Annotated in this window: 15 protein-coding genes; 4 read left to right on the forward strand and 11 right to left on the reverse strand. The window is 67.2% G+C overall.

Annotated features, from left to right (window positions below; all coding sequences use genetic code 11):
• Window positions 1-59: 59 nt before the first annotated feature.
• Both P7B02_RS04225 and P7B02_RS04230 read right to left on the reverse strand, forming a co-directional pair.
• On the reverse strand, window positions 60-269 hold the full coding sequence (locus P7B02_RS04225) for a hypothetical protein (protein WP_277785056.1): 210 nt from the start codon (window positions 267-269) through the stop codon (window positions 60-62).
• Window positions 270-332: 63 nt separating this feature from the next.
• A complete protein-coding gene (locus P7B02_RS04230) occupies window positions 333-1,445 on the reverse strand; it encodes an MFS transporter (protein WP_277785057.1) in 1,113 nt (370 codons plus the stop codon).
• A 188-nt stretch (window positions 1,446-1,633) separates the two neighbouring features.
• On the opposite strand from P7B02_RS04230, the gene P7B02_RS04235 reads away from it, so the two are divergent.
• Window positions 1,634-2,515 carry a LysR family transcriptional regulator gene (locus P7B02_RS04235; protein WP_277785058.1) on the forward strand — a complete coding sequence of 294 codons (882 nt, stop codon included), beginning with the start codon at window positions 1,634-1,636 and terminating at the stop codon, window positions 2,513-2,515.
• Window positions 2,516-2,560: 45 nt separating this feature from the next.
• Here the strand turns inward: P7B02_RS04235 and P7B02_RS04240 are convergent, their stop codons facing one another.
• Window positions 2,561-3,259, reverse strand: coding sequence for a pirin family protein (locus P7B02_RS04240; RefSeq protein WP_277785059.1), 699 nt, complete (start codon window positions 3,257-3,259; stop codon window positions 2,561-2,563).
• Between the two features lie 127 nt (window positions 3,260-3,386).
• Between P7B02_RS04240 and P7B02_RS04245 the strand changes: the two genes are divergently transcribed.
• Window positions 3,387-4,316, forward strand: a complete 930-nt coding sequence (locus P7B02_RS04245; protein WP_277785060.1) for a LysR family transcriptional regulator — start codon at window positions 3,387-3,389, stop codon at window positions 4,314-4,316.
• A gap of 10 nt (window positions 4,317-4,326) precedes the next feature.
• Here P7B02_RS04245 and P7B02_RS04250 read toward each other — a convergent pair whose 3' ends face one another.
• A complete protein-coding gene (locus tag P7B02_RS04250) occupies window positions 4,327-4,593 on the reverse strand; it encodes a hypothetical protein (protein ID WP_277785061.1) in 267 nt (88 codons plus the stop codon).
• Between the two features lie 331 nt (window positions 4,594-4,924).
• Here P7B02_RS04250 and P7B02_RS04255 point away from each other — a divergent pair, with 331 nt between their 5' ends.
• A complete protein-coding gene (locus P7B02_RS04255) occupies window positions 4,925-5,179 on the forward strand; it encodes a type II toxin-antitoxin system Phd/YefM family antitoxin (RefSeq protein ID WP_277785062.1) in 255 nt (84 codons plus the stop codon).
• The gene (locus P7B02_RS04260) at window positions 5,176-5,442 is read left to right on the forward strand and encodes a Txe/YoeB family addiction module toxin (RefSeq protein WP_277785063.1); all 267 of its coding nucleotides are present in this window, start codon (window positions 5,176-5,178) and stop codon (window positions 5,440-5,442) included. Before P7B02_RS04255 ends, P7B02_RS04260 begins: the two co-directional genes overlap by 4 nt.
• 13 nt (window positions 5,443-5,455) lie before the next feature.
• Here the strand turns inward: P7B02_RS04260 and P7B02_RS04265 are convergent, their stop codons facing one another.
• From P7B02_RS04265 to P7B02_RS04295, 7 genes are all read right to left on the reverse strand, one after another.
• Window positions 5,456-6,754 carry an alginate export family protein gene (locus P7B02_RS04265; protein WP_277785064.1) on the reverse strand — a complete coding sequence of 433 codons (1,299 nt, stop codon included), beginning with the start codon at window positions 6,752-6,754 and terminating at the stop codon, window positions 5,456-5,458.
• Window positions 6,755-6,765: 11 nt separating this feature from the next.
• Window positions 6,766-8,352: an MFS transporter gene (locus P7B02_RS04270; RefSeq protein WP_277785065.1), complete on the reverse strand. Its 1,587-nt coding sequence runs from the start codon at window positions 8,350-8,352 to the stop codon at window positions 6,766-6,768.
• 125 nt (window positions 8,353-8,477) lie between these two features.
• Window positions 8,478-8,900, reverse strand: a complete 423-nt coding sequence (locus tag P7B02_RS04275; RefSeq protein WP_277785066.1) for a DoxX family protein — start codon at window positions 8,898-8,900, stop codon at window positions 8,478-8,480.
• Window positions 8,901-8,902: 2 nt separating this feature from the next.
• Window positions 8,903-10,852, reverse strand: coding sequence for an amidohydrolase (locus P7B02_RS04280; RefSeq protein ID WP_277785067.1), 1,950 nt, complete (start codon window positions 10,850-10,852; stop codon window positions 8,903-8,905).
• Window positions 10,849-11,073, reverse strand: coding sequence for a DUF1427 family protein (locus tag P7B02_RS04285; protein WP_277785068.1), 225 nt, complete (start codon window positions 11,071-11,073; stop codon window positions 10,849-10,851). Before P7B02_RS04285 ends, P7B02_RS04280 begins: the two co-directional genes overlap by 4 nt.
• Window positions 11,074-11,102: 29 nt before the next feature.
• The gene (locus tag P7B02_RS04290; protein WP_277785069.1) at window positions 11,103-11,930 is read right to left on the reverse strand and encodes an alpha/beta fold hydrolase; all 828 of its coding nucleotides are present in this window, start codon (window positions 11,928-11,930) and stop codon (window positions 11,103-11,105) included.
• A 68-nt stretch (window positions 11,931-11,998) separates the two neighbouring features.
• Window positions 11,999-12,658: a hydrolase gene (locus tag P7B02_RS04295; RefSeq protein ID WP_277785070.1), complete on the reverse strand. Its 660-nt coding sequence runs from the start codon at window positions 12,656-12,658 to the stop codon at window positions 11,999-12,001.
• Window positions 12,659-12,865: the final 207 nt, after the last annotated feature.

A 12,865-nucleotide genomic window follows, 5' to 3' on the forward strand; every position in this document is an offset into this window, starting at 1 on the left:
GAGAGCTTCGCGCGATTTTGGCGCGAAATGCCGATCTGGCGATTGACGCGCCGAAGCGCCTAGAACGGCTCGCTGCGCGTCAGCCAGACGGCGATGCCCTCGTGCGCCTGGCGCACCAGGGCCGAAGGTCCGGTGAGGTAGAATTCGCTGCCGGAGAAGGTCCGCCGCTCACGCCAGCGGAAGCTTTCGGCGGGCTCGGCTTCGAGAAGCGCCCGCAGCTTGGCGCACTTGGCCTTGGGCACGAAGGACATGAAGGTTGCTTCGGTCATGACCAAGCTCCGAATCTACGAGACCAAAGCTTGCCGCGATTCCCAGGCGACAAGGGTGTCGGCTCAGCCTCTCATCGCCGAAACAAGCGCGCAGAGGCCTTGAAGCAACACTGCCCCGGCCGCCAACGTCGCACCCAGGAGGACAACCGCGGGCCAGCCCCCGGCGCTCCAGGCTGCGGTGGCCGCGGCCGATCCGCCAGCTCCGCCAAGGAACATGGAGCCCATGAACAGGGTGTTGAGCCGAGCGCGTGCGCCCTGGTCCAAGGCGTAAATCTGGTGCTGATTGGAGACCAGAGCACCCTGGACGGCGAAATCCATAATGATCACCCCGACGACGAGACCCGCGAGCGATGTCCAAGCTCCGAAGACCAGCCATGCAGCCAAGGTCAGCGCCGCTCCGAGCGCCACCACCAACACTGGTCCTCTGCGGTCGGCGATGCGACCGGCCAAAGGCGCGGCCACGACCCCCACTGCTCCAACCACGCCGAAGAAACCGGCCACGTCCGCGCCCATCGCGAAGGGTGGCTGCTGCAGCCGCAGAGCCAGGATCGTCCAGAAGACCGTGAAGGCCGCGAAAAGAAGCGCCTGCGTCAGGGCTGCAATCCGCAAGGCGGCGTGGCGACGCCACAGATGGATCAAGGACGCCATCAGTCGGCCGTAGCTCAAGCCCGGCTCTGACCGGCTGGCGGGCAGGCGAACGGCCATCACCGATCCTCCCAGCAAGGCTAGAGGCGCTGCGAGCCAGAACATCTCTCGCCAGCCAGCGTGTGTTGCGACCAATCCAGCCAGCGTGCGGCTGAGCAAGATGCCGCAGAGCAGACCGGCCATGACCGAGCCCACCAGCGCGCCGCGCCTTTCGGGCGCTGCCATATGCGCCGCCAGAGGAACGATCTGCTGGGCGACTGTGGCGGCCAGTCCGATCACGAAGGACGCCGCCAACAAAGCCGCCCCGGAGGGCGCGAGCGCCGCCGCCGCCATCGCCGCCGCCAAGACCACAAACTGCACGACGATCAGCCGTCGCCGCTCCACGAGATCGCCCAGCGGGGTGATCAGAAGCAGACCAAGCGCGTAGCCAAGCTGCGTCGAAGTCGGAACGAGCCCCACCGCCTCGCCCGGCAGTTCGCGCTGAATCAGCCCGAGCATGGGCTGGTTGTAATAGATGCTCGCGACGGCCAAGCCGGCTGCTCCAGCCATGGCGAGGACAGGCGGGCGCGCCGCGAGAGGAGTCTGCTCCGAGACCTTGGGCTGATGTGCGCCTTGAACTTGCATCGATCGGCTCCTGATGGATGCAAGCAATCTAGTTGGGGGTGCGACACCCTATTAGACTTGATGCGATACCGACCAGTCGATCATATGGCGATGCAATGGACCTGACCGATGTCGCCATCTTCGTCGCCGCGGTGGAAGCCGCCAGCCTAGCCGCCGCTGGGCGCCGCCTGGGGGTGGCGCCGCTGATCGCCTCACGCCGATTGGCGTCCCTTGAAGCTCAGCTTGGGGTGCGGCTGATGCATCGCTCCACCCGAGCCTTGGCCCTGACGCCGGAAGGCGAAGCCTTCCTTCCCCATGCCCAGGCCCTGCTGCAGGCGCGCGACGAAGGCTTCGCGGCCCTAGCCAGCGACGACGCCTCAGCCTCCGGCCTGCTGCGGATCACCAGTTCCGGTCCGTTCGGCCGTCGTATTCTCACTCCGATGGTGGGGGATTTGCTGGCGGTCCATCCGAAGCTGAAAGTCGAACTGCTGCTCAATGACGCCCTCGTCGACATCGTCGCCCAAGGGGTCGACGTGGCGGTGCGCATCGCCCCTCTGCGAGACAGCAGTCTGCTGGCCCGCCGGGTCGGATCCAATCTGCGGGGGCTTTATGCGAGCCCAAGCTACTTTCAAGGCAGAACCCCGCCGACAACGGTGGCGGATCTGGCCGCTCATGAATGCCTCGCGTATCATGGCGAGACTGCCTGGACCTTCGATGGCCGGCATGGAGCGGTTCGGCAGCCTATTCAGGGCCGGTTTACGGCTACGGGAATGGAGGCGGTCCGTGAAGCCTGCCTGCAAGGCTTGGGCTTGGCACGGCTGGCCCATTGGGACGCTGCTGAAGATGTGGCGGCCTGCAAGCTGATAGAAGTTCGTCTGATCGACGGCGCTTTGGCTCCGACGCCGATCTGGGCGGTGTCGGCGCGCACCCGCTCTACGCCGGCCAAGGTGCGGGTCTTCGTCGAAGCCCTTCAGGTTCGGCTCAGATCACTCGCCTGACACCTGAGTCGAAGGAGGCGTGCGGACACGCCCCCTCCGTTGTCGTCAGATCGAGTCGACGAAGACGATCTCGCTGTCCTCGACGGCGGTGATCTTCACCGAGGCGAGATCGCTGATCGCCAGGCCGTCGCGGGCGTTGACCCGGACGCCGTCGACCTCCACCGCCCCGACGGCGGGAACGAGATAGCCCTTGCGGTCGGCGCCCAGGGCGTATTGCGCCGTCTCGCCGGCCTTCAGCGTCGCGCCCAGGACGCGGGCGTCGGTGCGGATCGGCAGCGCGTCCTCGTCACCCTTGAACCCGGAGGCCAGGGTCACGAAGCGGCCGCTGCGGTCGCCCTTGGGGAAGGGCTTGGCGCCCCAGGACGGAGCCTCGCCGGTATGGGTCGGGATGATCCAAATCTGGAAGATTTTCGTCGTCACGTCCTCGCGGTTGTACTCCGAGTGGCGGATGCCGGTGCCGGCCGACATCACCTGGACATCGCCGGCCTCGGTGCGGCCCTTGTTGCCCAGGCTGTCCTCGTGGGTGATGGCCCCTTCGCGGACATAGGTGATGATCTCCATGTCGCGGTGGGGGTGCGGCGGGAAGCCCGTGTGCGGCGCGATGGTGTCGTCGTTCCAGACGCGCAGCGCGCCCCAGTGGACCCGGTTCTCGTCGTAGTAGCCGGCGAACGAGAAGTGGTGCTTGGCGTCCAGCCAGCCGTGGTTCTCGCCGCCGAGGCTGTTGAAAGGGCGAAGTTCGATCATCGGTCTTGCTCCTGTCTGGCGGCCGCTCATCGGGGCCGCGTGGATTTCGATGACCGTCTATCTATTCCCTGCGACCTTTTTCGATTAGCCACTTAAAGTCATTCAAAATGTTCGAAGGATTTGAAAAGTGGCCAATCCGGGACTTCCGACCTTCGACCAGCTACGCATCTTCCTGGCTGTGGTCGACGAAGGAAGCCTGGCGGCGGCTTCGCGCAGGCTGAACCGGGCCGTGTCGGTGATCAGCTACGGGATCTCCAAACTGGAGGAGCAGCTGGGTCTGGAGCTCTTCGAGCGCGAAGGCACTCGCAAACTGACCTTGACCATCGCCGGCCGCGCCCTGCTGGCCGAGGCCCGCACCGTCGCCCAGGGCGTCGACGGCCTGCGCGCCAAGGTGAAGGGCCTGCTCGACGGGCTGGAGGCGGAGATCGACCTGGCCGTCGACGTGATGCTGCCTTCCGAACGCTTGGGCCGTGTGCTGCGGGCCTTCAACGAAACCTACCCGACGGTCTCCCTTCGCCTGCACCAGGAGGCGCTGGGCGCCATCACCGCCATGGTCCTAGACCGACAGGCGGTGATCGGCATCTCCGGCCCCCTGTCGGCGGGGGTCGAGGGGATCGAGAGCATCTCCGCCGGCTCGGTGGCAATGGTCCCCGTGGCCGCGCCTGATCACCCGCTAGGACGCAAGGACAAGATCCAGCCGGGCGAAGGCCGCAACTACATCCAGCTGGTGCTGACCGACCGCTCGCGCTTCACCGAGGGCAAGGACTTCTCGGTGATGAGCCCCCGCACCTGGCGCCTGGCCGACCTGGGCGCCAAGCACGCCCTGCTGCGCGAGGGGATCGGCTGGGGCAACATGCCGCTGCCCATGATCGAGGCCGATCTGGTGGCCGGCACGCTGCAGCGCCTGCACCTGCCCGACCATGTGGGCGGCACCTATCGCTTTTCCGGCATCTGGCGGCGCGACACCCCGCCGGGCCCCGCCGCCGCCTGGCTGCTGGATCAGTTCGTGGCCATGGGCGCCGACGATGTGGAGGAAGAAGGCCTCGGCGACATCTGACGCCTCCGGCTCACCGGCGCTTCACCTTGATGAGCCGGACCGCCTGGGTCAGCACGGGATCGGAGGCCGGCTCCAGGATCGGCGTCTTGATCGCTACGTCCGGCGTCACGCCGCGAGCGGCCTTGCCGCCGTTGGGCCGCGTGATGAGCGCCTTGGGAAAACCGACGACGACTCCAGTGCGCGGCAGCTTGAAGGTCTCCATGGCGCCGTAGGTCGTCCCCAGATCTGAGGTCTCTTCGCCAAGCACGGTCGACCCCCACGACTGGGGCGTCTTCATCAACCGCGCGGACCTTCACATCCTGGCGGGCCAGCCAGAGGCTGGGCTTGGCCTGCTGGAGCGCGCCTATGACAGCATGCAGAGCTAAAGCCGCGAACCCGCCCGTATCCGGCCCTGGCAATCCAAGCTGGGCGTGGAGATCGCGCGCCGTCACCGCGACGCCGGCCGGGACCATGAGGCCGACCTATGGCTGCGGCGCGTAAGGGCCGACGATCCAAGCACGCGGCTTGAGGTGGCCGGGCGGCCGCTAGGGGAAAGCTGACCGTCACGGCTGCGCACGCCTTGATTGTACAAGATTTCGTACATATCATGGGGTGCAAGGAGTTGCCCAATGAATGTTCTCACCTTCTCCTCCACACGGGCCAATTTGAAGGAGGTCATGGATCGGGTCGTTGATGATCATGCTCCGGTCGTGATCTCACGCCAGCGCGGGGAGGCGGTCGTCATGGTCTCCTTGGCCGACTGGAACGCCATGGAAGAGACGACGCGACTGCTGTCGACCTCGACCAATGCCGAACGCCTGACAAAGGCGATCAAACAGCTGGACGCGGGCAAGGGCGTTGAGCGCGACCTCATCGAGCGATGAAGCTGGTTTTCTCCGATCAGGCCTGGGAGGACTACCTCCACTGGCAGGCTCATGACGCCAATACGCTTGATCGCCTGAACACACTCATCAAGGAATGCCGGCGCGATCCCTTTCGGGGCATGGGCAAACCCGAGCCGCTCCGTGGCGACCTTCAAGGGTGGTGGTCGCGACGCATCACCACCTCGGATCGGCTCGTCTACCGGGTATCCGGCTCAGGGCCCGCGCAGGCTCTGGAGATCGCGCAATGCCGCTTTCACTATTGAGCCAAGATCAAGCCTAGAAGCTCCACAGCGTCTCGGCGCCGATCATGCCGATGGCGTCCGAGGGGCCCGTCTGGCGCAGGAAACCTCCCGGCGCGAAGACCGACATGGAGCCTGTAAGGGTCAGGCGCTCATCCACCTGCCAGGTCACGGCCGCCTCGACCTGCGCTCCGACGAAGCGGGCGCGGCTCGCACCGCTCTCCCGGATCAACTGACCCGGAACATCGTAAAGGCCGTCACGCGTGCTCGCCCGCCAATAGGCGGCGGCGCTGAGGTCGAGGCCGACGCCGCGGCCCAGATCGAGGCTGACGGTCGGGCTGATGTTGGCGATGTTGTACGGCCCGATGGGCGACAGCTCGCCGAAGTACTTCCCCTTGGGGAAAAGCGCGTTGAAGGTGCCGAGCTTGCCGTCGTCGGGATCACGATCGCCGCTGACATAATTGGCCCGCAGGCGGAATGCGGGCTTCAAGGGCGCGTCCGCAAACCGATAGCCGGTCTCCGTGCCCACGGACCAGGCGGCGATGGCGTCGTCGCCGAAGCGGCCCCGCTGCACCATGGCCTCCCAGTTCCACGACCAGTTTTCACGTTGGCCGAAGAAGCGGATTCCGTAGGTGTCGCGACGCTCACGCGCGGCGCCTTGTTCGAAGCGTGCGCCGTCGTTGGCGTAGTCGAGCCAGTAGACATCCAACCCCGCGCCCTGTCCGAGATCGGCGGTCGCATAGACGCCTCCCAGCCTGCGGGTGCGCGACGGCCGGTCATCGAAATTCCCGGGCGCCACGGCCACGGGACGAAGATCGAGCAGGTCCACCTTCAGGCGGGCGGTCTTCACGGTGGCGCGCAGACCATCGAAGGCCTGAGGAACGTTCGGGCCATAGCGACGGCCAACCAGGCGCTCGGAGCCCAGCGGCGTCAGCGCCCGGCCGGCCTGCAGGACGAGCTGCGTCTCCTCACCAGTCGGCAGCACGACCTCGACGAAGGACTGCAGACGGTCCAGCCCCGTGGTGTCTACCGGCCCCTCGCCCAGCCCCACACCCCGCGCCTGGGTGGCGGCCAGTTGCACATAGGCCCGCACCGGGCCAGCCTTCACATCAGCGTTTGGTAAGGCCCGCAGCCACAGATAGCCGTCATCGGCGGGATCGACGGCGCCCCAGAAGTTGCTCTCGAACCCTTCGTAGCGGGCGCGCAAATCCAGGCCGAAAATGGCCTCCACCGGCGCCTGAGCGACGGCCGAACCGGCCAGCCCGAGGCCGGCGATCAGGCCGGCCGCCGCCGTCCGCGACGCCCGAAGGCGCCGCGCTGAGTGGGAAGCGGTCATGACGTCCGCTCCTAGAAGGGGCGCAGCAGGTGGCGGACCACCGGCGGACGGTCACCAATGTGGAAGGCGTTGAGCAGGTCCTGCTCCACCCGGTCGGCGTTGGTGACCCGGGCGTGCTGACGCTCGTGTTCCAGCCAGCTCTCGACCACGAAAGCCTCGATCACGCGGCCGGGCTCGGCATGGTCTTCCCAGACATCCCAGCGGATGGCGCCGTCACGGCGGCGCACGGCGCGGAACTTGCGTAGGGCCGCGACAAAGGCGTCCCGCTGCTCGGGCGAGACCTGATACTCGATCTCGATCATCACCGGGCGATCGCCATGTTGGGCGCCCGTCGCCTGCGGCTCGACCCAGTGGCCGGACGGCGTCAGATCGGCGCCTTCGCCGGAGGGCAGACGCCAGATGAAGGCGAGCACCAGGGCGGCTACCTGACCGGCGGCGGCGATCGTCAGAGCGGTCGGCACGTCGGTCCGGGCGGCCAGGGAGCCCCAGATCAGACTGCCGCCGGTCATCGCCCCTTGGAACACCAGCAGATAGACCGCCAAGGCGCGCGCCTTGACCCAACCCGGCGCGGCCATCTGGGCCGCCACGTTAAGCGAGGTCAGCATGCCGATCCAGGCGAGCCCCGCCGCCACCATCACCGCCCCGGCGACGACAGCGTTGGGCGCCGCGGCGAGACCCAGCCCGGCCAGAGCGAACAGGATCGTGGCGCCGATCGACAGGACGTTGGCGCTGACCTTGCCGCGCAAGCGGCGCAAGGCCAGCGCGCCCATGACCGCCCCAAAGCCCATGCAGCCCAGCAAGGCGCCATAGCCGGCGGCGTCGAGGCCGAGGCCACGCCGCGCGATCAGGGGCAGCATGGCCCAAAGCGCGCTGCCGAACAGGAAGAAACCCACCGCCCGGATCAGCACCAGGCGAAGGGCGGGCGCGTGACGGGCGTAGCGGACGCCGGCCTTGAGCGCGCCGACGAAGTGCTCGGACGGCAGGGCGCCGCGCGTGGTCGGGCGCTTCCAGCCGATCAGCACGGCCAGGACCGCCACCACCGAAACGGCGTTGAGGGCGAAGACCGCCGGGGTGCCGGCGAAGGCGACGATGACCCCGCCCAGGGCCGGGCCTATGGCGCGGGCGATGTTCACGCCCAGGCTGTTCAGCGCCACGGCGTCCGGCAGGGCAGGCTTGGCCACCAGCTCCGGCACGATGGCCTGGAAGACCGGCGCGCTGAGGGCGGCGGCTATGCCGGCTACGAAGGTCGCCCCGAGCAGCACATAGGGCGTCGTCAGGCCAAGGGCGGTGAGCACCGCCAGCACAGCGGCGGCGCTCAGGCCCAGCACCTGGGCGCCGATCAGCAGGCGGCGGCGATCGACGATGTCGGCCAGGGCCCCGGCCGGCAGGGCCAGCAGGAACATGGGCAGGGTGGTCGCCGCCTGAACCATGGCCACCATCAGGGGACTGGGCGACAGGGAGGTCATCAGCCAGCCGGCGCCCACGTCATGCATCCAGGTGCCGATGTTGGAGACGATGGTCGCGATCCAAAGGGCCCGGAACAGGCCGTAGCTCAATGGGGAGGTGGAAGCTGTGTCGGCGGTCTTGGAAGCGGTCATGGCCGTCGCCCTTTCGAATGGAATGTCTTCGATGGAACGGTAGGCAAGCTCACAGGCGCGAAGTAGTTGGATAAATCGCGAGACGTTTTTCCAGAAATCCGAAAAGGCGCCTCGCGATGCTCAGGTCAGGCCTGCTCCCGCTCGGCGAGGATCGCCGCCAGCATGAAGGCGCCGATCAGCCCCACATGCTCCAGAAAGGTGTTGGTCTCGTGGAAGCGGGCCATGGGATCGGCGAGCGTCCAGAACGGATGGGCGATCAGGGTGGCGATGGCGGTGAACACCCCCAGCGCACCGGCTGCCAGCCAGGACAGCCGCCCGGCGATGATCAGCGCCGAGCCGCCGACCTGGACAAGGATCGTGGCGGCCACGATCAGCCAGGCCGGCTGCAGCCCGAAGTGGGCGGCCTCGCCGAGAGCGGCGTCGAGATTGGCCAGCTTGGACAGACCGCTCCACCAGAACGGCAGGGTGAGAAGGATGCGGGCCGCGATCAGCGTCGCCCGCGAGCGCAGGATGGCGGCGATGGGAGTCGGTGTGGCGGTCGGGTTCATGATCACACCGCCCAGCAGCCGCAGCCCATGACGCCCCAGAAGGAGCGCGCATCGGCGGTGGGCGCCTCGGCCGCATAGGCCGAGGCGTGGTCGTGGCCGTGGACATTGCAGGCGCTGTCGCAGGAGCAGGCCCGGCTGAGCGCGGCGGCCAAGCCCGTCTTGCCGTCGTTTCGGCTGCGGTTGTGATAGCCGCCGAAGGTGCGCACCGGCGACCAGTCCGGCATGGCCGGCGGCAAATCCGGGGCCAGCTTGGAATAGCCGCCGTCGCCATGCACCACCTTGCCGCCCAGGATGGTCAGCACCGAAGACAGGTGGGCGATGGCGTCCTCGGGAACCGAGAAGTAGTCGTCGGAAAGCACGATCAGGTCGGCCAGCTGGCCTTCCTTGATCTGGCCCTTCTTGCCCTCTTCGTTGGAGAACCAGGTGTTGCGCTCGGTCCAGAGGCGAAGCGCCGTCTCGCGGTCCAGCAGATTGCGCTGCGGGTACAGGCGCATGCCGCCGACGGTCTTGCCCGTGGTCAGCCAGGACAGGGAGACCCAGGGATTGTAGCTGGCCACCCGGGTGGCGTCGGTGCCCGCGCCCACCGGCACGCCGGCGTTCAGCATCTTGGCGATCGGCGGAGTGCTTTCCGCCGCTCGGTCGCCGTAGCGCTCGACGAAGTACTCGCCCTGATAGGCCATGCGGTGCTGCACGGCGATGCCGCCGCCCAGCGCAGCGATACGGTCGATGTTGCGCTCGCTGATCGTCTCGGCGTGGTCGAAGAACCAGTGCAGGCCGTTGAACGGGACGTCCTTGTTGACCTTCTCGAAGACGTTCAGGGCGCGGTCGATGGTCTCGTCATAGGTGGCGTGCAGGCGCCAGGGCCAGCGGTTTTCCGACAGCAGGCGGATGACCGGCTCCAGGTCCGTCTCCATGTTGGCCGGCATCTCGGGACGCTCGACGCGGAAGTCCTCGAAGTCGGCGGCCGAATAGACAAGCATCTCGCCGGCGCCGTTGTGGCGATATGTGTCGTCGCCGTCGCCCGGCTTCACCTGCTTGGCCCAGCCGGCGAAGTCGGCCAGCTCTTCCTTCGGCTTCTGGGTGAAGAGGTTGTAGCTGATGCGCAGGGTCAGCTGATCGTCGGCGTGCAGCTTCTCGATGATCTCATAGTCGTCCGGATAGTTCTGGAAGCCGCCGCCCGCATCGATGACCCCGGTCACGCCCAGGCGGTTCATCTCGCGCATGAAGTGGCGCGTGGAGTTCAGCTGATACTCTGGCGGCAGCTTCGGCCCCTTGGCCAAGGTCGAATAGAGAATGGTGGCGTTGGGCTTGGCCAGCAGCAAGCCGGTGGGATTGCCTGCCGCGTCGCGGACGATCTCGCCGCCCGGCGGGTTGGGCGTGTCCTTTGTGTAGCCCACGGCGCGCAGGGCGGCGGCGTTCAGCAAGGCGCGGTCATAGAGGTGCAGGATGAACACCGGCGTATCGGGCGCGGCGGCGTTGATCTCCTCGATGGTCGGCAGGCGCTTTTCGACGAACTGGTGCTCGGTGAAGCCGCCGACCACGCGCACCCACTGCGGCGGCGGGGTGTTGGCGGCCTGCTTCTTCAGCATGGCCATGGCGTCGGCCAGGGTCGGCACCCCGTCCCAGCGCAGCTCCATGTTGTAGTTCAGCCCGCCGCGGATGATGTGCATGTGGCTGTCGATCAGGCCCGGGATCACCCGGCGTCCGCCGGCGTCGATCACCTGGGCCTTCGGCGCGATGGCGCGGACCTCGGCCTCCGAGCCCACGGCCAGGAACTTGCCGTCGCGGATGGCCACGGCTTGGGCGGTCGGATTCTCGCGGTCGAGGGTCGAGACCTTGGCGTTGACGAGGATCAGGTCGGTCATGGGTCGGTCCTTGGCGGCGAAGGCGGGGGAGGCGAAGGCGGCGGCGGCTGCGCCGGCGAGAGTCTGGCGGCGGGTCGTTCGGATCATGGGCGGTCCTCGCGATCGGTCGGTTGGGAGATCTGGCTTTGCGTGACCGGCGCGGCGTGGCCGGTCAGTCGCTTGGCGACGGGGATCATCTGTTCGCCCATCAGTATGCCCAGCAGGCCGATGAGGGCGACCATCGGGGGCGCGGGCGAGCGCACCCCCAGGAGGTGATAGATCACGCCGACAAGAAGGCCGGCGCCGAGGGAGACGAGATAGATCTTCATGGCGCCGGTTCCTGTTCGACTTTTAAGGCTCAGCTGCGGACGAAGGCCAGCAGGTCGGCGTTGAAGCGCGCCTGCTCGGTCTGGGCGAGGCCGTGAGAGCCGCCCTCATAGACCTTCAACTCAGCGCCCTTGACGATCTTGGATGAAAGCTCGCCCGAATTGCCGATGGGCACGATCTGGTCGTCGTCGCCGTGGATGATCAGGGTCGGCACGTCGATCTTCTTCAGATCCTCGGTGTAGTCGACCTCGGAGAACTCGCGGACGCAGGCGTACTGCCCGACGATCGAACCGGCCATGCCCTGGGCCCAGAAGGCCTGACGCAGGCCCTCGTCAGCTTCCACCCCTTCGCGGTTGAAGCCGTAGAAGGGCGTGGTCAGGTCCAGGTAGAACTTGGAGCGGTTGGCGGCGACGCCGGCGCGGATGCCGTCGAACACCGCGATCGGCAGGCCGTTCGGATAGGCCTCGGTCCTGGCCATGATCGGCGGCACTGCGCCGACCAGCACCATCTTGGCCACCCGGCCCGTCCCGTGACGGCCCACATAGCGGGTGATCTCGCCGCCGCCGGTGGAGTGGCCGACCAGCACGATGTTCTTGAGGTCCAGGGCCTCGATCACCGCCGCCAGGTCGTCGGCATAGGTGTCCATGTCATTGCCGCCGGCGGTCTGGGCGGAGCGGCCGTGACCGCGGCGGTCATGAGCGACCACCCGATAGCCCTGCTGGGCCATGAACAGCATCTGTCCGTCCCAGGCGTCGGCCGACAACGGCCAGCCATGGGAGAAAACGATCGGCTGGCCGTCGCGCGGACCCCAGTCCTTGAAGAAGATTTCGGCGCCGTCCTTGGTGGTGATGAAGCTCATGGGTCTGATCCTTGAATATCGTGATGTCGGGGGAGGTCGGGCGCCGCGCCTGGCGGCGCCCGAACCGGTCAGTGGCCGCCTTCCGAGGCGCCGAACATGGACTTGGCGTAGGTGATGCCGATGCCGTAGGCGCCGCCCACCTTGCGGGCGATGCCCGTGGTCAGGTCGTAGGTCTCGGCGCGGGCCCAGTCGCGTTGCAGCTCGAGCAGATATTGCAGCGAGGTTATGGGGCGGGCGCCGGCCTGGACCATGCGGGCCACGGCGCGCTCGTGCGCTTCCTCGGAGATGTCGCCCGAGGCGTCGGTGATCACGTAGGCCTCGAAGCCTTGCTCCAGGGCCGACAGAACCGGGCCGACGATGCAGACGCTGGTCCACAGGCCGGCGAAGACCAGACGCTCCTTGCCGATGCGGTTGACCTCCTCGATCACCGCGGCGTCCTCCCAAGTGTTCATGGAGGTGCGGTCCAGCAGCTTCTGGCCGGGGAAGGGGGCGGTGACTTCCTCGAACATCGGGCCGGAGAAGCTCTTCTCGGCGACGGTGGTCAGGATGGTGGGAACCTTGAAGCCGGCGGCGGCCTGGGCGACCAGGGATGCGTTGTTGCGCAGCAGCTCCGGGGCGATCGACTTGGTGGCGAAGGCCATCTGCGACTGGAAGTCGATGAGGACCAGGGCGTGATCGTTCGGGGTCAGCAGGCCCTTGGCGGCGGTCGGGGTGGCGGTGATGGTCATGGTCGTCTCCGTTGGATTTCGCTGCGGCGTTCCTCGGGACTGACTGTTCCCCCCGCCGTGAGCTCATTGATAGGGCCGGCTGAGCCATGGATGTAGTTGGATAAAATCACACCGAATGTTCTATATTTTTGAAAAGCCGGCGCATCTCGACTTTCATCGCCGCAGTGCGTGCGGGTGGCCCAAGGGCCTGAACCTCGTGTAGACCAG

The organism is Caulobacter segnis (assembly GCF_029543125.1).
In the GTDB taxonomy this organism is placed as follows: domain Bacteria; phylum Pseudomonadota; class Alphaproteobacteria; order Caulobacterales; family Caulobacteraceae; genus Caulobacter; species Caulobacter segnis_D.

Bases quoted from the DNA above. Each gene is read 5' to 3' on its own strand.
- P7B02_RS04225 (WP_277785056.1), bottom strand. From the start codon at position 269: ATGACCGAAGCAACCTTCATGTCCTTCGTGCCCAAGGCCAAGTGCGCC.
- P7B02_RS04235 (WP_277785058.1), top strand. From the start codon at position 1,634: ATGGACCTGACCGATGTCGCCATCTTCGTCGCCGCGGTGGAAGCCGCC.
- P7B02_RS04240 (WP_277785059.1), bottom strand. From the start codon at position 3,259: ATGATCGAACTTCGCCCTTTCAACAGCCTCGGCGGCGAGAACCACGGC.
- P7B02_RS04250 (WP_277785061.1), bottom strand. From the start codon at position 4,593: ATGAAGACGCCCCAGTCGTGGGGGTCGACCGTGCTTGGCGAAGAGACC.
- P7B02_RS04255 (WP_277785062.1), top strand. From the start codon at position 4,925: ATGAATGTTCTCACCTTCTCCTCCACACGGGCCAATTTGAAGGAGGTC.
- P7B02_RS04260 (WP_277785063.1), top strand. From the start codon at position 5,176: ATGAAGCTGGTTTTCTCCGATCAGGCCTGGGAGGACTACCTCCACTGG.
- P7B02_RS04265 (WP_277785064.1), bottom strand. From the start codon at position 6,754: ATGACCGCTTCCCACTCAGCGCGGCGCCTTCGGGCGTCGCGGACGGCG.
- P7B02_RS04270 (WP_277785065.1), bottom strand. From the start codon at position 8,352: ATGACCGCTTCCAAGACCGCCGACACAGCTTCCACCTCCCCATTGAGC.
- P7B02_RS04275 (WP_277785066.1), bottom strand. From the start codon at position 8,900: ATGAACCCGACCGCCACACCGACTCCCATCGCCGCCATCCTGCGCTCG.
- P7B02_RS04280 (WP_277785067.1), bottom strand. From the start codon at position 10,852: ATGATCCGAACGACCCGCCGCCAGACTCTCGCCGGCGCAGCCGCCGCC.
- P7B02_RS04285 (WP_277785068.1), bottom strand. From the start codon at position 11,073: ATGAAGATCTATCTCGTCTCCCTCGGCGCCGGCCTTCTTGTCGGCGTG.
- P7B02_RS04290 (WP_277785069.1), bottom strand. From the start codon at position 11,930: ATGAGCTTCATCACCACCAAGGACGGCGCCGAAATCTTCTTCAAGGAC.
- P7B02_RS04295 (WP_277785070.1), bottom strand. From the start codon at position 12,658: ATGACCATCACCGCCACCCCGACCGCCGCCAAGGGCCTGCTGACCCCG.